Annotated in this window: 19 protein-coding genes; 7 read left to right on the plus strand and 12 right to left on the minus strand. The window is 69.5% G+C overall.

Annotated features, from left to right (window positions below; genetic code table 11):
• Positions 1-22 precede the first annotated feature (22 nt).
• The 5 genes from RN51_RS18810 to RN51_RS12250 all read right to left on the minus strand — a co-directional run bounded on the left by RN51_RS18810 (position 23) and on the right by RN51_RS12250 (position 3,862).
• The gene (locus tag RN51_RS18810; RefSeq protein ID WP_052674704.1) at positions 23-1,414 is read right to left on the minus strand and encodes a hypothetical protein; all 1,392 of its coding nucleotides are present in this window, start codon (positions 1,412-1,414) and stop codon (positions 23-25) included.
• Complete coding sequence (locus RN51_RS12230) at positions 1,404-2,753, minus strand: S8 family peptidase (RefSeq protein ID WP_052674705.1); 1,350 nt, start codon at positions 2,751-2,753, stop codon at positions 1,404-1,406. The genes RN51_RS18810 and RN51_RS12230 overlap by 11 nt, the downstream gene beginning before the upstream one ends.
• Complete coding sequence (locus RN51_RS12240; protein ID WP_045264297.1) at positions 2,753-3,100, minus strand: hypothetical protein; 348 nt, start codon at positions 3,098-3,100, stop codon at positions 2,753-2,755. The genes RN51_RS12230 and RN51_RS12240 overlap by 1 nt, the downstream gene beginning before the upstream one ends.
• A 124-nt stretch (positions 3,101-3,224) precedes the next feature.
• Complete coding sequence (locus RN51_RS12245) at positions 3,225-3,506, minus strand: WXG100 family type VII secretion target (protein ID WP_017831421.1); 282 nt, start codon at positions 3,504-3,506, stop codon at positions 3,225-3,227.
• 41 nt (positions 3,507-3,547) lie between these two features.
• Positions 3,548-3,862 carry a WXG100 family type VII secretion target gene (locus tag RN51_RS12250; protein WP_017831420.1) on the minus strand — a complete coding sequence of 105 codons (315 nt, stop codon included), beginning with the start codon at positions 3,860-3,862 and terminating at the stop codon, positions 3,548-3,550.
• 291 nt (positions 3,863-4,153) lie between these two features.
• Between RN51_RS12250 and eccD the strand changes: the two genes are divergently transcribed.
• The 3 genes from eccD to RN51_RS12265 are packed head-to-tail and all read left to right on the plus strand — an operon-like array spanning position 4,154 to position 8,172.
• Positions 4,154-5,488, plus strand: a complete 1,335-nt coding sequence (eccD, locus tag RN51_RS12255; protein WP_045264298.1) for a type VII secretion integral membrane protein EccD — start codon at positions 4,154-4,156, stop codon at positions 5,486-5,488.
• Positions 5,489-5,491: 3 nt separating this feature from the next.
• Positions 5,492-6,844 carry a type VII secretion protein EccB gene (gene eccB, locus RN51_RS12260; RefSeq protein WP_045264299.1) on the plus strand — a complete coding sequence of 451 codons (1,353 nt, stop codon included), beginning with the start codon at positions 5,492-5,494 and terminating at the stop codon, positions 6,842-6,844.
• Positions 6,844-8,172: a S8 family serine peptidase gene (locus RN51_RS12265; protein ID WP_052674706.1), complete on the plus strand. Its 1,329-nt coding sequence runs from the start codon at positions 6,844-6,846 to the stop codon at positions 8,170-8,172. Before eccB ends, RN51_RS12265 begins: the two co-directional genes overlap by 1 nt.
• 61 nt (positions 8,173-8,233) lie before the next feature.
• Here RN51_RS12265 and RN51_RS12270 read toward each other — a convergent pair whose 3' ends face one another.
• Positions 8,234-8,740, minus strand: coding sequence for a hypothetical protein (locus RN51_RS12270; protein WP_156149171.1), 507 nt, complete (start codon positions 8,738-8,740; stop codon positions 8,234-8,236).
• 156 nt (positions 8,741-8,896) lie between these two features.
• Here RN51_RS12270 and RN51_RS12280 point away from each other — a divergent pair, with 156 nt between their 5' ends.
• From RN51_RS12280 to RN51_RS12295, 4 genes are read left to right on the plus strand one after another with little or no spacing between them, the layout of a single operon-like run.
• Entirely contained in the window at positions 8,897-9,649 is a 753-nt protein-coding gene (locus tag RN51_RS12280) for a hypothetical protein (RefSeq protein ID WP_156149172.1), read from the plus strand.
• A gap of 4 nt (positions 9,650-9,653) precedes the next feature.
• Entirely contained in the window at positions 9,654-9,977 is a 324-nt protein-coding gene (locus RN51_RS12285; protein ID WP_045264303.1) for a hypothetical protein, read from the plus strand.
• Between the two features lie 49 nt (positions 9,978-10,026).
• The gene (locus RN51_RS12290) at positions 10,027-10,740 is read left to right on the plus strand and encodes a hypothetical protein (RefSeq protein WP_156149173.1); all 714 of its coding nucleotides are present in this window, start codon (positions 10,027-10,029) and stop codon (positions 10,738-10,740) included.
• A 28-nt stretch (positions 10,741-10,768) separates the two neighbouring features.
• Positions 10,769-11,236, plus strand: a complete 468-nt coding sequence (locus tag RN51_RS12295; RefSeq protein ID WP_045264305.1) for a hypothetical protein — start codon at positions 10,769-10,771, stop codon at positions 11,234-11,236.
• A 48-nt stretch (positions 11,237-11,284) separates the two neighbouring features.
• Here RN51_RS12295 and RN51_RS12300 read toward each other — a convergent pair whose 3' ends face one another.
• Genes RN51_RS12300 through RN51_RS12325 form a run of 6 tightly spaced genes read right to left on the minus strand, consistent with a single transcriptional unit; the run spans position 11,285 to position 19,601 of the window.
• Positions 11,285-12,058: a hypothetical protein gene (locus tag RN51_RS12300; RefSeq protein ID WP_045264306.1), complete on the minus strand. Its 774-nt coding sequence runs from the start codon at positions 12,056-12,058 to the stop codon at positions 11,285-11,287.
• A complete protein-coding gene (locus tag RN51_RS12305) occupies positions 12,055-12,879 on the minus strand; it encodes a PP2C family protein-serine/threonine phosphatase (RefSeq protein WP_045264307.1) in 825 nt (274 codons plus the stop codon). Before RN51_RS12305 ends, RN51_RS12300 begins: the two co-directional genes overlap by 4 nt.
• Entirely contained in the window at positions 12,879-14,723 is a 1,845-nt protein-coding gene (locus RN51_RS18040; RefSeq protein ID WP_052674707.1) for a DUF5684 domain-containing protein, read from the minus strand. Before RN51_RS18040 ends, RN51_RS12305 begins: the two co-directional genes overlap by 1 nt.
• Positions 14,720-17,272 (minus strand): transglutaminase domain-containing protein, encoded by a 2,553-nt coding sequence (locus RN51_RS12315; RefSeq protein WP_052674708.1) that lies wholly within the window; start codon positions 17,270-17,272, stop codon positions 14,720-14,722. The genes RN51_RS18040 and RN51_RS12315 overlap by 4 nt, the downstream gene beginning before the upstream one ends.
• Positions 17,269-18,639: a DUF58 domain-containing protein gene (locus tag RN51_RS12320; RefSeq protein WP_045264308.1), complete on the minus strand. Its 1,371-nt coding sequence runs from the start codon at positions 18,637-18,639 to the stop codon at positions 17,269-17,271. The genes RN51_RS12315 and RN51_RS12320 overlap by 4 nt, the downstream gene beginning before the upstream one ends.
• The gene (locus RN51_RS12325; RefSeq protein ID WP_045264389.1) at positions 18,636-19,601 is read right to left on the minus strand and encodes an AAA family ATPase; all 966 of its coding nucleotides are present in this window, start codon (positions 19,599-19,601) and stop codon (positions 18,636-18,638) included. The genes RN51_RS12320 and RN51_RS12325 overlap by 4 nt, the downstream gene beginning before the upstream one ends.
• Positions 19,602-19,613: the final 12 nt, after the last annotated feature.

The raw sequence follows: 19,613 nt of genomic DNA on the forward strand, positions 1-19,613 counted from the left end.
ACAGACCCTGCTGATCTCTCTGTCAGTTGGCAGGCTCGTCGCGGGATCCGGCGCGAGCGCCCTTGGCGCGGGGACCAGCTTCCTCGTCGTCCTCCAGCTTCGGCGCGATGGGACCACCGAGGCCCGAACGCTTCGCCTTCTCCTCCTCGTCGGCGCCACCGGCGCCGCCCATCATGCCCATGCCGGGTCGGCCACCGGCACCTGCCGCGCCGGAGGACCCGGTGCCCGAGGCACCCGCCCCGCCGACGCCGCCGGCACCGGCCATACCGCCAGGGCCTCCTGCTCCACCGACACCACCGACGGTGGAGTTACCGAGCAGACCGCCACCGGCCTTGAGCCCAGCGCCGGCGCCCGACCCCAAGCCGGCACCGCCGAGTCCGCCCATGCTGCCGAAGCCGGCGATCTTCGAGCTCGCCGCGATCGCCGCCGCACCGGCGCCACCGCCCACGATGCCGCCGAGGCCCCCGCTGCCGCCGGGGAAGACACCGCCCGGGAGGGCGCCGCCGGGAAGCGAGCCGGAGCCCGAGCCGCCGGGACCACCGGAACCGCCGGGAAGACCGCCACCGGGCCCGCCCGGAAGGAGACCACCGCCGGGAGAGTCGATCGAGGGGTCGTCGATACCCACATCGCCCGGGCGATCGCCGGGACCCTCCGGAACCCATCCTCCGCCGCCCGGCCCGGCGGGGACCGAGGGCACCGCAGGGTTCGTCGGGACCGGGGGATGATACTCGCCGACACCGCCGCCGGGAGGAGTGACACCTCCGACACCGGGTGCGGAGCCGGACGGGCCTCCGATGCCGCTCGGATACGAGATCCGTGGAGCCGTCACGCCGGGATCGGATCCGCCGGGCTGGTCATCCGTGCCGCCGGGCACGGTGACGTCCATGTTGAGCGACGCCACCCGCGCGGAGGACTCGCGGAGTTCCTTGGCGGGCTCCTGGAGCGACGCCTCGACCCGCTCGACGATCTTGCGGGCCTCCTCTTCCCGCTTGTTGCCGAGGAAGTTCCCGATGGCATCGAGTGCGGTGTCGGCGGCCAGCGGCCCCAACACGGGGTGGACGACCACCGAGCCGACGCGCGCAGCGTTCGCCCAGAAGGAATCGACCTGCGCGCTCGGGAGCTCTGCCGCTGCGGTCTCCCGGCGGATCGAGTTCGCCGTGTCGATGACCCGCGTGATGTGTGAGACGTGCGCTTCCACGTTGCGGAACCGTGCGCGGAGGGTGTTCAGCGACGTCTTGGCGCTCTCAGCAGCGCTCCCCTCCCAGGCAGACGATGCGAGCACAGCGGCAAGCGCACTGTCCAACGACCGTAGCGCGTTCTGAAGCGCAGGAGCCTTCGGGATGCGCCAGTCCTCAACAGCTCGGATGCGATTGAGTTCCGCCTCGTAACCGCCACCATCCTGCTTACCGGCCATGGGCTCCCCCTTGCTCGTTGTTCCGTCGTCGCGAAGATCGTGTGAGCACGACCGCGAGAATGATGCCGCCCACAAGAAGGACAGCGACGAGGATGCCGCCCCCGACGAGCAGCGGCACCGACGCGTCCTGCGTGGACGAGGTCTCGCCAGGATCGTCGCTGTCGGCGGTCGGCACCGGCGTCGCCGCCGCTGCAGCAGCGCGGACGTCAGCCGCCGACGGCAGGGCGTCCGGATCGTCTGCATCGAAGATCGGGTTGACATCCGGGTACGCCGTCGGATCGACAGCGAGCATCCCCGTCAGCGAGACCGCTCCATAGCCGACGCTGTCGTTCCACTCCGGCTCGTGCTCGCCCTTGGTGCCCGTATTGCGGATGAGGCTCTGCAGCAGCTGACCCGAGGTGGCATCCGGGTACTTCTGTTTCACCACGGCAAGGAAGCCCGCCGCGATCGGTGTCGCATACGACGTGCCGGTGAGGAGGACCTGCTCGTCCCAGGAGTTCTCGCTGCCCTGCCCGAGCAGACCCATCCCGGGCGCAGCGACGATCACGTCGTCGCTCTGATTCGGCGAAGGATCGCCCACACCCTCGATGGTCGTGGAACTCTGGATCTTCCCGTCGGCACCGAACGACTGCACTGCGACGACGCCGTTGCCCGACGCAGGCTGCGAGGCCACCCCGGAGTTGTTCGGAAGAGCCGCCACCACGATCACACCGGCGGCCTCCGCCTTGGCGAGGGCGTCGGTCAGATCGAAGCCCTCGAGGGAGATGGAGATGATGTCGGCGCCATCCTCTACCGCATCCTCGATCGCACGCGACACCCCGGTGGTGCCATCAGCCATGACCGTGCTGCCGTCTTCGAGCAGGCACTGCTCGTCGACATTCTCCCCCATGGCGGTATCGAACACCCCATCAGTGACGATGGCCGGGTAGTAGAGGACCTTTGCACCAGGCGCGGCCCCTGTGACGGGAAGGCCGCCTGCCGGGGCATCTCCGGTCCCTGCGATCATCGAGACGACGTGCGTCGCGTGCGACGCCGCTACATAATCGGTCGACGTCGCCGGCACCGGCTCTCCCTCGGCGTCCCGACAGTAGGAGTCCTTCACCTCGAGATCCGCGCCGCGGAGACCGACCACGTCGGGATTGATCTGGCCGTCGATGACCGCGACGGTGACGCCCGTGCCGTCGAAGCCCGCATCGTGCGCTGCCTGCACCTTTCCGCGATCGAACCACCACAGACCCGACTCCAGCGTCGTTGCGTGAGCGGACGCAGGGAGGAGAAGCGCCAGCGCGACGATCGATGCGACTGCGCCGGATGCGCTGGCTAGCACACCGCGTCGCATCAGTAGTCGGCCTCCGCGCTCGTGTCCGAGTCGCTCTGCGCGACGGCAGAGTCGAGGAGCGACAGGATCAGCTTCGAGTCATCGGCGATGGCTGCGTCCTGCTCCGCGATCATCATGACGGCCTGACGGATCGTCTCCTGCGTGTCGTTCAAGGAGTCCACAGCATTCTGCGTGGCCACGCTCAGACGTCCGGCCGCGTAGGCCACCGCGTTCCGCAACTCATCCGTCGCCTTCGACGTACCGCCCTCGGACACGGCGACTTCGTTCGCGGCAGGAAAAGCCGCCGCTTCACGGGCCAGCCGCTTGAGCTCGGCCATGATCTGATCGAAGTCGATTCCGATGGTCATCGACGCCCCCTCTTCTTTCCTCCGGCGATCCCGTCACGCCTGCTGTGCCGTCCGGTGTCTCACCGAAAAGCACAGCAGACGGCGCGGGGCCGGCGCATCTCTGCGACGGACCCGCGCCACGGGGTCAGGCTCCGAACCGCCCGGCAGCCGACTTGTCGGTCTGCACGTACTGGCCCGAGATCTCCTCGGTCTTGCCCGCGATCTGCGTGAGCAGCTGCTGCATCTCACTCAGCGAACGGTTCCACTTGGCCTGCGCCTGGTCGTATGCCTGCTGTGCGGCACCATCCCAGGAAGCCCGCAGCTTGCCGACCTCGGACTCGAGACGGTCGAGCTCGGAACGAATACCCTGCGACCCGCTGCGGATCTGCGCTGCCAGAGCGTTGACCTGCTCCGGGCGAACTGACATTGACTGCATCATGTTCTCCTTGAAATCTCTGTGGTCTACGCTCAGGAACCCATCATCGAGCCGAGGCCCGAGATGGTCTGCTGGTGCGCTTCTTCGGTCGCGGCCTGGTCACGCTCGGTGCCGGCGAGGGCATCTTCGAGCGTCACGAGAACCTCGTTGAGCTGACGAGCCTGCTCGTCCCAACGCGACATCAGCGTGGTGAACGATGCGGCAGCCGCACCCGTCCAGAATCCACGCAGCTGCTCGATCTCACTGCGGACCTTCTTGGTCTGCTGGTCGATCCCGGTCTTGGTCTCCCGCACCGCCTGGGCTCCGCGACGCAGAGCCCCTTCTTCTGCGGAGATGACATCAGCCATTACTCACTCCCTCCGGTCCTCAAAGGACACACGTGCGGGGGAGCGCATCCCTGGGCTGGGACGACATCGAAACAACCCCCCACGAATCTGTTTCAGGAGCCAGGGTAGAACAGATCGGATCGGATCACCATAAGCGAAGAAGCCTCGCGGGAAGATTTGTGCCTTCGATAGAGAAATCCATCCGCTCAGCGACTACATGCTGTCGTGCGCCTCAACTAGGGTGAAAGGCGGAATGCGCAGCCACCGGATCTCCTCCGGTCAGACCGCACACCATGGAGGGGGCATCGTTCCATGACTCAGAGCAGCGCAGCGGCAGGCACCGTGCTGCGGCTTTCCGTCGTCAGCGACGACCGACGGCTCGACGTCGGCGTACCGTCGCAGGTTCCGCTCGTCGAGATCATCCCGGGATTCGCCCGCAGTCTCGGGGTCCTCGACCCGACGCTCACCCATGGCGGCTACGCGCTGCAGCGCGCCGACGGCACCCCGCTCGACCCCGCACGCGGCGCAGCCGCCCAGGGGGTGCACGACGGCGAGCTGCTGACCCTGGTGCGCGGCGGGTTGATGCACGAGCCGCGCATCTACGACGACGTCGTCGAAGCCGTCATCGACGCCACAGCAGAGCAGCACAGTTCGTGGACGCCCGCCGACAGTTCGCGCACCGCACTCTTCATCAGCCTCACGTTCCTCTCCCTCTGCGCGCTGCTGCTCGTGGCCACACCCCCGACCTCGCTGATCCCCGCGATCATCGCCGGCGCCGGTGCCGTGGTGCTCAGCGTCGCTGCCGCAGTGCTCATGCGCCTGCGCCAGCCCGAAGCCGGACACGCACTCGGACTCGCCGCTGCCGCGTACGGCGGACTCGCCGGCTACCTCGCGGTGCCGACGCAGAGTATCTGGGGTTGGCCTCTCGCCGCGATGGGGCTGGGCCTCGTCATCGTCGGAGGCGTCGGCCTCGCCGTCACACAGGACAAGCCGGAGATCCACCTCGTCCCCATCGCGCTCGGCGCGTCGATCGGTATCACGGCCACGGCCGCCGCCGTCTTCGGCGACCCGCTCGCGCCGTACGCCATCATGCTCGCCACCACGGCCCTCCTCGCGAACGGCATCCCCTGGCTCGCACTCAGCTCCACCCGCATCCGCGTGATCTCCCCGCAGAGCGACGCCGAGATGTTCGCCGCGCCCGTGCCGATCGACGCCGACGAGGTCAAGCGCCGTGCCGCTACCGGCACCCGCACCCTGATCGCGCTGCGCGCCGCACTGGGACTCGCCGCGCTGATCGCGACACCGCTCGTCGCGGCCAGCGGAGTCTTCGGCGCCGTGCTGTGCGTGCTGGCCTTCATCGGGATGATGTTCCAGTCCCGCCAGATCCACGCACGCCTCGGAGTGCTGGTGCTGATGGCCATCGGGGCGATCGGGCTGGCCACGACCGGAGTGACCGTCGCCCTCGCCCTGCCGGACGTGCGCACCTGGATGCTGCTCATCCTGGTGGTGGCGACCGTGATCCTCGTCGGACTCACCCTGCTCACGCCCAAGGCGCGTCTGCGGCTCACGCGCATCGGCGACACGGTCGAGATCGTCGCCCTCGCACTGCTCCTGCCCCTCGGCGTCATCACGGCGGGGCTCGTCTGACCGATGGCGACCAAGAAGGATCTCATCGAGGCCCAGGGCTTCAGCAGACGACGACTCCTCTCCGCCTTCACCGGCGGAGCACCGGGAGGCAAGGAACTCGACCCGGCGAAGCCGCTTCGTGCCGTGGTCGCCGGCGTCGCCCTGACCGTCGGCGTCATCCTGGTCGGGGTGTTCTGGGGCATCATGCAGCCCGGCCTTCCCGGCGACTGGCAGAACAACCGTCTCATCATCGCGACCGACACCGGGGCACGCTACGTCTCCGTCGAGGGCACGCTCTACCCCGTGATCAACACCGCCAGCGCCCGCCTGCTCATCCCGGCCGGCGAGTTCAAGGTCGTGCGCACCGACCAGTCCGCGCTCGACGGCATCCCCGTCGGCGCCTCGATCGGCATCCTCGGCGCCCCCGACGATCTGCCCGCGCCGAGCGCCCTCATCAACGCGTCGTGGACCGCATGCGTCGATGACTCAGACGGCACGGCCGTATCGCTGTCGAACGACCCGATCGCCCAGGTCGCGAACGGCAGCGGAACCGTGGTGCAGCGCGGAGACGAGCTGTTCGTGGTCGCCGACGGCCTCCGCCACGCCGTGCCCGCCGACGACGCGAACGCCGTGCTGCGTGCCGTCGGTCTCGGTACCAGCGACGTGTACGAGGTCGACGGCCGCTGGCTGAACCTCTTCGACGCCGGTGCAGACCTCGAGCCGATCCGTCTCAATGCCGTCGGTGCCTCCGTTCCCGGCACCGACCTGACAGCGGGCACGATCGTGCACGTGCAGGGCAGCCCGGCCGACGAGCGCTACGTCGCCCTGGCAACAGGCGAGCTCGCCCGGCTCAGCCCGCTCGCCTACCAGCTGTACCTGCTCGGCAGCGGAGAAGAAGCCGGCGCCGAAGAAGAGGTCTCGCCGGCCGAGGTCGCCAACGTGCCGACCGTTCCGAACGCGGGTGGCGACGACTGGCCGACGCAGCCCCTGAAGACCCTCGCGGCGGGCCAGACCCCCTGCGCCGTCCTCGGCGACGACGCTCGCACCGTGCTCGGTTCCACGACCTCCGAGCTGCCGGAAGAACGATCGCGCGTCGACGTCGCTGTCGGAGGCGGCGCCCTCGTGCAGGTGCGCGGCACGTCAGACGATGCCGTCGGCATGGCTGTGCTGGTCGACGAGTCGGGCACCGCGTACGCGATCCCCGGAGCGGTCGTCGAGCCGGATGCCGAGGAGGCCGCGAGCGACGCCATCGCCCAGCTCGGCTACTCCCCCTCCGACATCGGACGTGTCTCGAACGCGTGGATCGAGTTCTTCGCCGCGGGACCGGCCCTGACCAGCGAGGCCGCGAGAGAATCGCCCGGCTCCGGGACGAAGTGATGCGTCGACGCGCCGCCCTCGCGACCCTCGTACTGGGCGCAGCAGTGTTCGGCGCCCCCACTTCCGCGCTGGCATCGACCTCCGCACCCGCATCCATCGTCTCGGCAGCGACCGGTGCCTGCGAACCCGGCAACATCGTGTTCACACCCCAGGCTCCTGCCGCACTCGCCGCTCTCGGCGCCGACGATGCGAACCGCCTCGCCACCGGTGCGGGTGTCGTCGTCGCGGTCGTCGATTCGGGGATCGACGCGGGCAACCCGCATCTCGCCGGAGTCGTGATCGGCGGCGTCGACCTCGTCGGCGACGGCGAACGCGGTGACGGGATGAGTGACATCACCGGGCACGGGACGGCCATCGCGGGCCAGATCGCCGCGCAACCGGTCGCCGGCTCCGGCGTGGTCGGACTCGCCCCCGATGCCCGTCTGCTGTCGGTGCGGGTCTTCCGCAGCGATTCGCCACAGGACGTCGACAAGGGCTTCGGTCCCACCTCTCAGCGCATCGCCGACGGCATCAACTGGGCTGCCGACAACGGTGCCGACATCATCAACGTCTCGATGTCGCAGGCCGCGAACTCCGACGACCTCCGCGCCGCTGTGGAGCACGCCGCCGCGGTCGGCGCACTGGTCGTCGCGAGCGGCGGCAACAGGGCATCCGATGCCGAGGCCGAAGACGGACCCCGCTACCCCGCGGCCTACGAACAGGTACTCGGGGTCAGCGCCGCCGATGCGAACGGCCTCGCCACGGACGCCTCGATCCACGGACCGCAGGTCGGCGTGACGGCACCGGGCAGCAGTGTCCTCACCGCGGCGCCGGGTGGCGGCGACTGCCTCTTCGCCTCCGATGCCCCGGCGTCGAGCTTCGCGACCGGATACGTGAGCGCTGCTGCCGCCCTGGTCGCCGAAGCGCACCCGGAAGACCCTCCCGCAGGGTGGGCCTACCGCCTCACAGCGACCGCCCTTCGCGCAGATGCCGACAACCGCGACGACGTGAACGGCTGGGGCTTCATCCAGCCCTCCGCCGCCATCCAGCTCCTGCCCGACGCCACCACACGGGGACCGGTGAGCCCCTTCTTCGACACGGCAGAGAGCGCGGTGCGCCCGCCCGCCGCATCCGTCGACCCCGACCACGGTGCGTCGCCGTTCGCTCTCACCCGCGAAGCCGCGCTGTTCGCAGCGATCGGCGGGGCCAGTCTGCTCGGCGTGCTCGGCATCCTCATCGTGCTGCGGCGTCGCAAGGATGCCTCTGCGGAGGATCCCGCGGAGGCGGAGCGCTCGGGCGGACTCCTCGACCAGTCCCAGACGGACGATCCCGCCCGCCAGTTCGACTGACATCCCCGGCGCGCGGCCCTCGACGTTCCGACAGCTCGGACACGTCACGCGGATCTGACCCTCAGCGGCCTTCCCGCGCTCGCTTCCGCGCGGCAGCGATACCGAGCACTCGGGCACCTGCGACCATCACCACTCCCGACGACACGAGGAGGATGATCGCGGCGCCTGCCCCGTACTGGCTGACCATCGCGGCGCTGATCACGAACGCCACCATGCTGCCGATCACCCCCACGAACAAGGCGAGTGCGACAAGCAGCATGAGCACACCGATCCGGGATTCCCTCCCTGCCACCGGCGTGGCGAGCCGGAAGCCGGCACGGGCGATCAAGAAGGCGACCGCGGCGACGACGGTGGCAACCACCCCGACGCCGAGCAGTGCACCGTCGGTGGACGCACCGGCAAGCGAGGCGATGGCAATGATCGACGCGAAGACGCCGCTCACGAGCGAGATGACCGCGGGGATCCTCGGCCGCGCCGTGGAGGGATCAGACGATCGCACGGGGCTCACCGGAGTTCGCAGCCGTCGGTACGCGATCGCCAGGCCTGACCTCCGGGAGGGGGTGGACACGATTCATCTCGTCATTCGCCTGACGTCTCTTTCCACGCATCCGCTGAGGCTACCCGACCCGCAGCCGATCCACTCGACGGGCCCGACCCTCACACTGGCTGGATCGAGCCGCCCCTGTGGCGATGTGACCGCGATCCTGTACGTTGGGAGGCATCGATGACGGTGACCCGGGGGGGGACAAGAGTGGCGAGCGACAACGAAGCGATTTACGAGCTCCACGAGCAGCTGGCCCAGAAGGCCGCACAGATGCAAGAAGCTCTCGCTCGCGCGGATGATGTGAGCGCCGATGACCCGACCGGCCAAGTCTCCGTCCGTCTCGAAGGCTCCTCCGTCGACGTCACCGTCGGGACCTTCTGGCGCACATCGATCCGGCCCGAGGCGCTGTCAGGCGTCATCCTCGAGACGACGAACACCGTTCTCCTCTCCAGACTCGAAGCATGGGGTTCGAGTTTCACCGACGACGCGCCGGACGTCCCTCCGCAACCGATGACCTCCGCCGCCATACCAGCGAACGAGATCGCTGACCTCGTGGCGTCCGCAGATGGAGATGTCTTCCATCGAAACGTCAACCGTTTCATCGACACCTTCTCCTCTCGACTGACCGAAACGCTGGGGCAACTCACCGAACGCGCGAACCAGGTGCACCAGGGCGCGGACAGCCACGCGCGTGCACGGGTCGAACTCGACAGCCGGGGAACCCTCGTGGGCATCCGGTTCGACGAGGACTGGCTCCGCAGCGCAGACGGCGGAGAGGTGACTGACGCGATCCGTGCAGCGATGTCGAGTGCACGGCAGATCCTCTCGGCCGCGACGCCTTCCCTTCCCTTCGAAGGCACTCCGCTCGGCGAGTACGCAGAGGGAATCGCAGATCCTGTCGAACTGATCCGAATGCTGACTCGAGGAGGCTGAGACGATGCTCTCACCGGAGGAGATCCGAGTCGCTTCCGAGGCTCTCGGAAGCGACGCAACCGTGTGGGACGACGTGTCGACCCGCATCTCGACGGCATCGACGGCGAGCACATCGATGCATTCGTCAGATGCCGCTTTCTGCTGGAAAGGCGACGAGCTGTACGCGCAGTACGGTGAGATCCTCTCCGCAGTGACGTCATACCTCTCTGCAGGTGCCTCGGCCGCCGCCGATGGCGCTCAGGTGCTCCGCGAAGTGCGCGACCTCTTCATCGCCCGTGAGGACGAGACCGTCAGCACGATCAACGGCATGTGGGAAGTCCAACTGTGAACGACGATCGAAAGAACATGCGGGACAACCGCAATCTCGGGAGGCACCAATGTCTATTCCTGTAGCCGGTTCGGGAGCACCCGACTGGGCCAAGCTGGTGGAGGAGATCGAACAGCGCATCGAAGAGGCCCGAACGAACGTCAACAACCTGCTCTCTGACGTGTGGGATTGGGTGCAGTGGGCTGCGGATCGTCTGCGTGATGCGTGGAACTGGTTGATGGAACGTCTCGGCGAGTTCTGGGACGTCATCGCGGATCCATACCGGCGACCCGGCTACCGTGAGCAGATCCGTGCGCTCGCCGGCTCCTGGCGTGCTGACCTCGCGACACCCCTGTCCAACGCCAAGAACCAGATCGACCCCTCTGTGCTGAAGACCGACGAAGAATGGGGCGGCAAGGGCGCGGAGCGGTACGAGCAGACGACTGCCGCCCAGCGTGCTGCGATGTCCGGCTTCGAAGCGGCGATTGCCAATCCGGTCGCCGGTGGCCTGGAGAAACTCGCCGGTGGCCTGGACACGTTCACGACGCTGATGTGGACGACCCTGGGAACCTTGATCGCAGGAATCATCTCCGGAATCGCCGCATTGGCGACACTGATCGCTGCCCCGGCGGGGATCGTCGCGATGGTCGGAGCCCTCGCTGCTGCTCTGATCCAGATCGCCAGCGCCAACGTGCAGCTCGACAACGCCATCGATTCGGCGAAGAGCCAGATGGCAGGCGTCGCGGACAAAGCCACCGGGTGGCCGAAGTTCGCAGCGAATTGATGAAGAACGCCTCGCCGGGAGGGAACGGATGACGTCACCAGGGAGTTCCGCGAACGACGCAGTACGTCGTGCCGCGCGAGTTCGGGGAACCATCGCCATCGTTCTCGCGATCGTGTCCGCGATCGGAGTGCTGGTGACTCTGGACCTCTGGAAGAACACCGCCGCCCCGGGCATGGTCTCACTTCCGAGCAACCTGCTTCTCAGCCTCGGCTTCGTCGTGGCCGCGTGGCGCGCGTTCGCGATTGCTCGGCGCGGCGGCCACACCGAGAGCAGCGCGGCGGCCGACCGCATGATCGCTCTGATCGGGCTTGTCGTCGTCTTCGCGATGGTCTTCTCGGCGATCACCGCCATCGGTTCGACGGGATGGCTCGTGCTCGTGCTCTATGCCGTCGCGCTGTCGGCAGGGCTCGAGACATTGCTCATCCTGAACTGGAAGGCCCAGTCGCTCCACGGGCCGCTGTCTGCACAACGTCCTGTGGGAGGGCACCGCGGTTGAGCGCGGCGACGCTCTCACCCCGAGGTCTGCTGTCGACGGAAGCGACTCTCAGCCGAAGACGACGAAGCCGAGCGCCACGAGACCCACGACCGATACGACACATGCACCGGCAGCGGCAGCAAGGGTGAGCAGGCTCCAGCGCTGCCCCTGCTTCGCGACCGATGGCAGCCCCGGGTCTTCGACACGCGTGGGTGCGGCAGCCCCGACCACGACCGGCGGCGCGACGGGGACGAGCGGGGCTGGTCGCGGCTTGTAGATCGCGGGAGCAGGACCCTCGGTGGGCGCAGCGAACGACTCGACCCGCCGGGTGACCGCGGTCTTCTCGTGCGCGGAGTCCACCGTATCTGCCGAATCCACTCGCTTCCGCCGCAGGCGCCGGGCAGGTCGTGAGACGACGACGGTGGCCTCGTCGGGGGCGTCGGCCTTCGGTGCCGCCGCCCGGTCGACGACGACGGTGGCTTCGTCGAGCGGGTCAGCGTCAGGCTCGTCCGCTCGGGCGTCGACCTGTTCCGCTGCTCCCGCCCCATCGGGTGCGTCCGAGGCGTCATCGTCCGGGTCGCCGGACGATGTGTCTGGCTCGGCCGGGTCGTCGGCCGACGCAGGCTCGGCGTCCGACGCGGCCTGCGGGGTGGGCTTCGCGGTGGGCTTCGCGCGATCCACCACGATGGTGGCCTCGTCAGGATCCGCAGGCGGCTGCTCTTCGGTGCCTTCGGAGACAGCGGCACCGGAGACCGCGGCATCGGAGGCCGCGCCGGCACGACGCCGGTCTCGACGGCTCAGCACGACCGTCTCCTCGCCCTCCCCCGCGGTCTCGTCGGTCATCGCGCCCGCACCGGGATCGTCGTGCCCTCGAGCATCGAATCGGTGAGCGCGGATGCGGCGATCCGACCGCCCGTGCTGTCGTCGGGGCGCGTGCGGGCGCCGCCGGAGACGACGTCGATCACGATCACCGAGACGTTGTCGCGGCCTCCGGCCTGGAGCGCACGGCGGACCAGCGCCGTGGCCGCCGACTCGGGCCGTCCGTTCATCGTCAGCGTCGCCCGGATGGCCTCGTCGCTGACCTCCCCGCTCAGGCCGTCGGAGCACAGCAGCAGTCGCTCGCCGTCGACGACCGGCAGCAACCAGCTATCAGCGGTGCTGTCGGGCGCGCCGATGGCACGGGTGATCACGTTGCGCTGCGAGAACGATGCGAGGTCCTCCGCACGCAGCTCACCCGCGTCGACGAGCTCCTGCCCGAGGGAGTGGTCGATCGTGAGCTGGATGAGCTCGTTGCCATGGTGCCGGTACACCCGGGAGTCGCCCACGTTGAAGACGAGCCAATGCGGCGCACCCTCGTGCTCCAGGAGGGCGACGCCCGTCACCGTGCTGCCTGCCCCGCGTCGGTGCTCGGCGGCGATGTCTTCGACGACGGCGGCCGCACGGCTCAGCGCATCGCGGACGTCGTCGATCTCCACCGTCCGCCCTCGCAGCGGCTCGAACGCCGCGACGACGGCCGCGCTCGCCCTGTCGCCTGCCTCATGCCCACCCATGCCGTCCGCCACGAGGAAGACCGGCGATGCCTCCAGCACCGAGTCCTCGTTCGCCGTGCGCGTGAGTCCGGTATCGGTCAGCGACGCGACGTTGAGGACGACGGAGGAGATCATCACGAATCGCGCTCCGCGACGACGTGCATGCCGACCTCGCCCAGGATGAAGCGCCCGGTGCCGACGACGCTCTCCCCGGGGTCGAGGAGCATCTCCGCACCGTCGTCGGCGACGACCACGACACCATTCGTCGCGTGCAGGTCTGTCAGGCGCCACTCGTCCTCCTGCACGACGAGCCGGGCATGCGTCTTCGACAGTGTGCGGGTGGTGTCGGAGATCGCCAGCCGCTGCTCGCCGGGGTCGCCGACCGGGTTGCGCCCGATCACGACGCTCGCACCCGAGAGGGAGAACCGCCGACCATCGTCCAGCACGAGCACACGACGCACCCCGCGTTTGCGAGCGACGACGACCGTGGCGTCGAGGTCGTCATCCGTCGGACGCGGCGTGACGACCGTCGCGTCGACCTCGGGGGTCAGTCCGCCGGCAGCGAATGCGGGCGGGGCAACGGGTGCGGCCGGGGCGACGGGTGCGGCCGGCACGAGAGGGGCAGCGGGTGCGGCCGACGGGAACCCTGCCGACGGCGCTGCGGGCGCGTCGATGGGTGCGGGGTCGACGGAGGCGACCGGAGCAACCGGCAGCTCGGGGGCGGGCACCGACGCCGTGGGTTCGGCAGCGGGTGAGCGATCGACGGACGGGACGGGAGCCGGGCGGATGGTCGGCGCCTGCGGCTCGGCATCCTGGACTCCTCCCTCCCGGAACGACGGAGGGACCGAGCGCACGACCCGCTGCGGCTCGGCGGGCGTCACCGGTTCGGATACCTCGGGACCGGACACGTCGACGGGAGCGACCGGCTCGACATCGGTGGTCGGGGCCGGTCGCGGGACCGGCTCGAACACCGACGTGGACGGATCGGAGGAAGGGACTTCGATGAACAGCGGCGTGGCAGCAACCTGTGGGGCCGGCGCTTCCGGAGCGGCGACCTGGTCGGGAGCAGCAGGGTGCACGTCGGCGGTGGCGGCCGGCGCCACAGGAGCGCCGCCCATGGCGGCCATGATCCCCGTCGGCGGATGCGCCTCGCCGGGCGCGGCCGGGAGCGGTGCGGAGCCCGGGTGCGCGAACGGAGCGACCGGCCGCGGTGTCGGCGGCTGCTCGGCGGCGGGCTGAGGTGCAGCGGGCTGAGGTGCAGCGGGCTGCACGGGCGGCGGCGCGAACGACCGGACGGAAGGATCGACGACCGGTGGCGGGGAGACGAACTGCTGCGGCTGCGGCGGCTGCGCAGGCGCGCCCCAGACGGACGGGGCCGGGGACGCAGGGACGTCGGTCGGTCCCGACGCCCCCGCATCCGTCCCCGGCGTCCGAGACGGCGGCGCGTAGTCGGGGAAGACGAGCGCGGGAGCATCCGCCTGGCCACTCCCAGAAGGTGCAAGGGAGGGGATCGTGTAGCCCGAGGCGTCCCGTGCCGGTGCGGCGGCGGGAGGTGCGCTACGACGCGGCCCCGGCTGAAGGGCGGCGAGACGGTCGCCTTCCGGATACGGCGCGGCTCCCCAGGCGAGCACGGTCGCCCAGACAGGTGGGAGCAGGATGGCGAGCACGGTCATGCCCGCGCCACGGCCGAAGCGCTGGTTGATGCGGTGGGTGGCGACGATCTTCAGGTACAGACCGTAGAGCTGCACCAGCGGGATGAAGTAGAACACCACCGACCAGGCCGGGACTCCACCCCTCGCCAGGATCTCGGCCTCGTTGAGAACGGGGACCCATCCCTTCCAGCCTTCACCGTCGATGCGCGGGAACAGGCGTGACAGGGCGTACGCGTACCAGACGTAGACGACGATGCCGATGAGCAGTCCGAGACCGCCGACGATGACGAGCACCGTGGCGAGGCCGCTGTCTGCGGGCGCGGTCATGAGTCCCCCTTCTTCCGGCCGCCGAGCGAACCGGTCAGTCCGAGCGTACCGAGCACGGGCCCGGCTCCGGGAAAGCGGATCCCGTCTGCTGTCCTCGCCCTCACGATGAACGATGTCGGTCGCACGCGCATGATCAGCCGGTGCCACCACTTCCCGGTGTGCGAGAGCTCCGTGCGCTCGGCGTCGACGATCTTCCACGCGGCGGTCGCGTCCTCGTCCGTGGGCGGATGCTCGGCGAAGACGGCGCGATCGACGAGCACGGCCAACCTCGCCGCTGCCGGGCGCTCGCTCGACAGCGCACGCTGGGAGCGTGTGCCCTGCGACGACATGTCCACGCCATGGTCGGCGTAGACGTCGGCGAGCTCTTCCCAGGCTCCGGCGAGGCGCACCTCGGGTTCCTCCGCCGTACGCCGGACACGCGCGCGCTGACGTTTGGCGAGCAGGAGCACCAGGAACGGGAGCACGAGCAGCACCAGCGCGAGCAGGCTCAGACCGATGGCGGAGAGGATCGGCAACAGGATCGCCAGCACCTCGGACTGCGAGTCCTCGAGCGGCGGCGCATCGTTGTTCGAGTCACTCTGCGCCTGAGGAGGATCCAGAGCCTCGGAGCGTGGCTGCTCCGGCACGGTCGGGTGCTCGGGAAGCTGCTCGCCCTCGGTGATGGAGCTCGGCAGCATCGCGTACTGGGGGGTCGTGTCGACGGCAGCCCACTCCCCGCCCTGGCTGCGCACCTCGACCCAGGCGGTCATGTTCGCGCCGGTGCACACCTGCGCGCAGGAGGGAACACCCGGAACGTCTTCGGCAGCACTGAGTCGTGCACCGAGCACGACGCGGGACTCGAGACCCCAGTGCTCGGCCAGGAGCGCGGCCGCTACGGAGAACTGCTCGTCGTCTCCCACAGCCGACACGAGCATCTCCGGGGCGGCGTCCGCTCCGGCCCGTCGCTCCTGCTCGATCAGATCGGTGAACAGCTCTTCGATGCGGGCGGCGGAGTGACCGGCGTAGCTCGGAGCGAAGGCGTAGCCCTCGCCCCCCTTGAGCGACGCGATCCACCCCGCAGCCGCTTCGTCGTCCAGCAGCGCGTGGCTGAGGTACCCGCGGTCTCGGAGGCGCTCGATGAGCTCGAGGTAGCCGGCTCCGGTGCGCGGCTGATCCTGCATCTCGGCCCACTCGGCGAGCGCCGGATAGAGATCGGTGTCGAGGTTCGACGCCCCGCCCTGGAATGCGGTCACGTCGGCGGGCTTCCCCGGAGCGTCGAGGAGCACGGTGTAGCGATCGCCGGGCACGAGGCCTTCCCCGCCATCTGGCGCCTCTGCGACGGTGATCGCCGTGTCGCCACCGGCGTTCACGTGGAAGCCGTCGGCGAGTTCGTCGGCACGAGAACCGGAGAAGTGGGGTGCCTCGGCCAGACCGGACGGCGAGGGCACCCAGATGCCACGGTAGGCCTCGCCGATCGTCACGTCGAGCGTCACCCGGTCGGCCGCGGCAGGCGCGGTGCGCGGCAGGCGGCTGAAGCGATCGTCCGCGGCGACGTGGAAGTCCTCGCCGTCGTAGGAGTCGAGGGTGACAAGACGCACGCGGTCGAGGGAACCGGAGTCGCCCTCGAGCTGCAGAACCGTCGCATCGAGCTGGTCACCGGCGAACCAGGAGCGATAGGAGCTGAGCGGGCTGGGTTGCTGCTGCACGACGATCATGGGTTCGATCTCGTCCCGGAGCACCGACCGGTCGGACCACCCCGCGGCGACCGGGGTGATCGCGAAGCCGGCGACGAGTGCGACCACGACGAGGGCGGCCGAGAGCAGATGGCGACGCACGGTCAGCCACGCCGGAGTCGCACGCCGGGAGATGTTCGCTGCGGCGACCGCGCGCAGGGCTTCGGCGCGCTGCAGCCGCGCGCGGCCGACGAGCCAGGCGACGGAGGCCACGAACAGCGCCACGCCGATCAGCCACTCGCGCGGCGCCGGAAGGACGACTCCCGCCACGGTGATCGACGACGAGGTGCCGCTGATACCGAAGGCGATGCCGAAGATGCTCATCGCCGCCACGACCGGAACGGCGATCGCGGCGCGTCGCCCCGACTCGAGCACGAGGAGGGCTGCGAGGAACGAACCGAAGAGCATCACGATCAGGAACGGGATGAGGACGGCCTGATACTCGCCCAACGGCGGGTTCAGCGTCAGCATCTGCTTCCACCCGACGACCACTCCGAGCACCGCATCGCGAAGCCCTCCGAGGAACGCCGGAACGGAGGAGAGGGCCGACGGAACGGCCAGCGGCACCGACACCAGCAGGTAGACGCCGACGGCGGCGAGCGCGGCGACCAGCGTGCCCCAGCGCAGCGCTCGGGCTGTCACGGCCACGGCGATGCCGAGGATGCCGCCGACGAGCCCGACCACCAGAGCACGAGGTGATCCGTACACGGGCCAGGCGGCGGCGGTCGCGAGCAGCACGCCGACCAGCACGTATCCCAGGGACCACAGGGTCAGCGCCGACGGGACGAGCGAGCGGTGCGACCGAGCGATACCGCGCTTCCGTCCCCCAGCGCTCATCGGAGGGCTCCCCGAGCGAGCATCTGCGGGAGGTCGCCGAGTGCACCGAGCGTCATCACCGCGAGCTCACGCGCCGTGCGCATCGTCGGCTGCTCGCCGAGTTCGCTGCGCACGGCAACGGCCTCGACGGCAGCCGGAAGCTTGACCGCCGCATGACGGAGCCTTTCAAGCGGCATCCGCGAGCCGGTGAGCAGAAAGCCGATCGACAGGTCGGGATACGACTGCGCGGTCAGAGCCGCGACGGCTTCGAGCCGCATGACGCGATCCGCCGGATCGATCGTCGAGGTGGCGTCGAGCAGGGCTTTGGGGGTGACGGTCGGCAGAGTACGGATCGAGAGCACTTCGGTGCGGCTCTGCTCCGGGATCTCGTTGCTCACCGAGAACAGCACGTCGCGGCCGTCGCGCACGCCCTGCAGCGCGAGGGATGCTGCGGCGCTGACGGTGTTCTCGAACTCGTCGTCGCTCTCGTACGACTCGGTGTCGAGGTCGAGGATGATGGCGATGCGCGCGTGTCGGGACTCTTCGTACTGACGCACCATGAGCGTGCCGGTCTTGGCGGTCGACTTCCAGTGCACATGTCGCTGGGAGTCGCCGACGACGTACTCGCGGACGGCATGGAAGGAGAGGTCGGCATCGACCAGCGTCGTGCTCGGCGTGCCCTCGAGGTCGCGGATCAGCCCGGCACTGGTGCTCGGCAGGCGCACGGTCACCGGATGCACATGGATGCGCTGCACGTCGGGCCAGCGCAGCTCGCGCCGGAGGATGCCGATCGGGTCGCCCCTGGTGATCGTCATGGGCCCGACATCGATGACACCTCGGCGGTGCGCGGCGATCGTGAGCTGTTCACGGTGGTGTGCTCCAGGACGCAGCAGCGGCACATGCGCCTCGACCAGGCCCTCCCCCACCGGCACGTCGACGATCCCGGGCAGCGAGAGACGGGCACCGTTGTTCCGCACGTCGAGGGTGGCACCGATCTCGGCCCCGGCGACCACACGATCGCGATCGAGCGCGAGGTCGATCCGGTAGTCATGGGCGCCCAGGATGAAGGGGATGCAGACGAGCAGCAGCACCGTCGCGATCGCGGCCACCGCCCACGCCTCGACCCATCCGAAGAGCATCCCCGCCGCGATCCCGAGCACGAGGGCGACAGCCACCAGCATCCCCGCCGCCGTGACCGTCTCGCGCACCCAGGCGCTGGCGGCTCTGAGCGCACGTCCGGTGTTGCGTGCCGCGCGGCGCACACCGAACACGGCACCGCGCACCGGTCCGCGGCGCGTCGTGTCGTACCGCGTGACGGTGCTCGTGCGCGTCGACGTGCTCGTGCGTGCCGCGGTGCGGGTGACGCGGGATTCGGTGCTGAAGCTCACGCAGTGCCGTTCTCGCGCGGTGGCTCGACGTCGAGCAGGATCTGCCCGACGACGGCCACGGCGGTCACCCCGTCGAACTCGGCTTCCGGCTCGAGCACGAGACGGTGTGCGAGCGCCACCACGGCGAGCTCGCGCACGTCGTCGGGCGTCACGAAGGTGCGACCGTTCTTGGCGGCCCACGTCATGACGAGGCGGGAGAGCGCGAGGGCACCTCGGACGCTGGCGCCCAGGCGCACCTCGGACGCCCGACGGGTGGCGTCGACGATGCGCATGATGTAGTCCGAGACGAGCGGGTTGACGTACACGCCGCGCGACATCTCCCCCATCGTGAGGATGGTGTCGGTGCCGACGATGCCGTCCAGCACCTGCGTGGGCCGGCCCGCACCCTGCAGGATGCGCATGGTCGCCGCCTCATCGGGGTAGCCGATGGACGTCTTGATCATGAACCGGTCGAGCTGCGCCTCGGGCAGACGGTATGTGCCGCCCTGCTCGATGGGGTTCTGCGTGGCCATCACGAGGAACGGCGCACCGACCGGTCGCGTCACGCCGTCGACGGTGACCGTTCCCTCTTCCATGACCTCGAGCAGCGCGGACTGCGTCTTCGGGCTCGCGCGGTTGATCTCGTCCGCGAGCACGATGTTCGCGAACACGGGACCGGCGTGGAACTCGAAGGTCCCCTCCTTCTGGTCGTAGACGGTGATCCCCGTCACGTCGCCGGGGAGGAGGTCCGGGGTGAACTGGATGCGGGTGCTCGTGCCGTTCACGGTCTGGCCGATCGCGCGGGCGAGCGCCGTCTTCCCGGTGCCGGGGAAGTCCTCCAGGAGCACATGACCTCCGCTGACGGCGGCGGCGAGCACCAGCTCGACCACATGCCGCTTGCCGAGGATCGCCTGCTCGATGTTGCCGGTGAGGATCGAGAACGTCTCCGCGAACCAGGACGCCTGTTCGGGAGCGATGGTCACAGGGGCGGCAGA

It is taken from the genome of Microbacterium oxydans, from assembly GCF_000956405.1.
Taxonomy (GTDB): domain Bacteria; phylum Actinomycetota; class Actinomycetes; order Actinomycetales; family Microbacteriaceae; genus Microbacterium; species Microbacterium oxydans_C.

Bases quoted from the DNA above. Each gene is read 5' to 3' on its own strand.
- RN51_RS12250 (WP_017831420.1), bottom strand. From the start codon at position 3,862: ATGGCTGATGTCATCTCCGCAGAAGAAGGGGCTCTGCGTCGCGGAGCC.
- RN51_RS12300 (WP_045264306.1), bottom strand. From the start codon at position 12,058: ATGACCGACGAGACCGCGGGGGAGGGCGAGGAGACGGTCGTGCTGAGC.
- RN51_RS18040 (WP_052674707.1), bottom strand. From the start codon at position 14,723: ATGACCGCGCCCGCAGACAGCGGCCTCGCCACGGTGCTCGTCATCGTC.
- RN51_RS12305 (WP_045264307.1), bottom strand. From the start codon at position 12,879: ATGATCTCCTCCGTCGTCCTCAACGTCGCGTCGCTGACCGATACCGGA.
- RN51_RS12290 (WP_156149173.1), top strand. From the start codon at position 10,027: ATGTCTATTCCTGTAGCCGGTTCGGGAGCACCCGACTGGGCCAAGCTG.
- RN51_RS12245 (WP_017831421.1), bottom strand. From the start codon at position 3,506: ATGTCAGTTCGCCCGGAGCAGGTCAACGCTCTGGCAGCGCAGATCCGC.
- eccD (WP_045264298.1), top strand. From the start codon at position 4,154: ATGACTCAGAGCAGCGCAGCGGCAGGCACCGTGCTGCGGCTTTCCGTC.
- RN51_RS12230 (WP_052674705.1), bottom strand. From the start codon at position 2,753: ATGCGACGCGGTGTGCTAGCCAGCGCATCCGGCGCAGTCGCATCGATC.
- RN51_RS18810 (WP_052674704.1), bottom strand. From the start codon at position 1,414: ATGGCCGGTAAGCAGGATGGTGGCGGTTACGAGGCGGAACTCAATCGC.
- RN51_RS12295 (WP_045264305.1), top strand. From the start codon at position 10,769: ATGACGTCACCAGGGAGTTCCGCGAACGACGCAGTACGTCGTGCCGCG.
- RN51_RS12285 (WP_045264303.1), top strand. From the start codon at position 9,654: ATGCTCTCACCGGAGGAGATCCGAGTCGCTTCCGAGGCTCTCGGAAGC.
- RN51_RS12280 (WP_156149172.1), top strand. From the start codon at position 8,897: ATGACGGTGACCCGGGGGGGGACAAGAGTGGCGAGCGACAACGAAGCG.
- RN51_RS12265 (WP_052674706.1), top strand. From the start codon at position 6,844: ATGCGTCGACGCGCCGCCCTCGCGACCCTCGTACTGGGCGCAGCAGTG.
- eccB (WP_045264299.1), top strand. From the start codon at position 5,492: ATGGCGACCAAGAAGGATCTCATCGAGGCCCAGGGCTTCAGCAGACGA.
- RN51_RS12315 (WP_052674708.1), bottom strand. From the start codon at position 17,272: ATGAGCGCTGGGGGACGGAAGCGCGGTATCGCTCGGTCGCACCGCTCG.
- RN51_RS12240 (WP_045264297.1), bottom strand. From the start codon at position 3,100: ATGACCATCGGAATCGACTTCGATCAGATCATGGCCGAGCTCAAGCGG.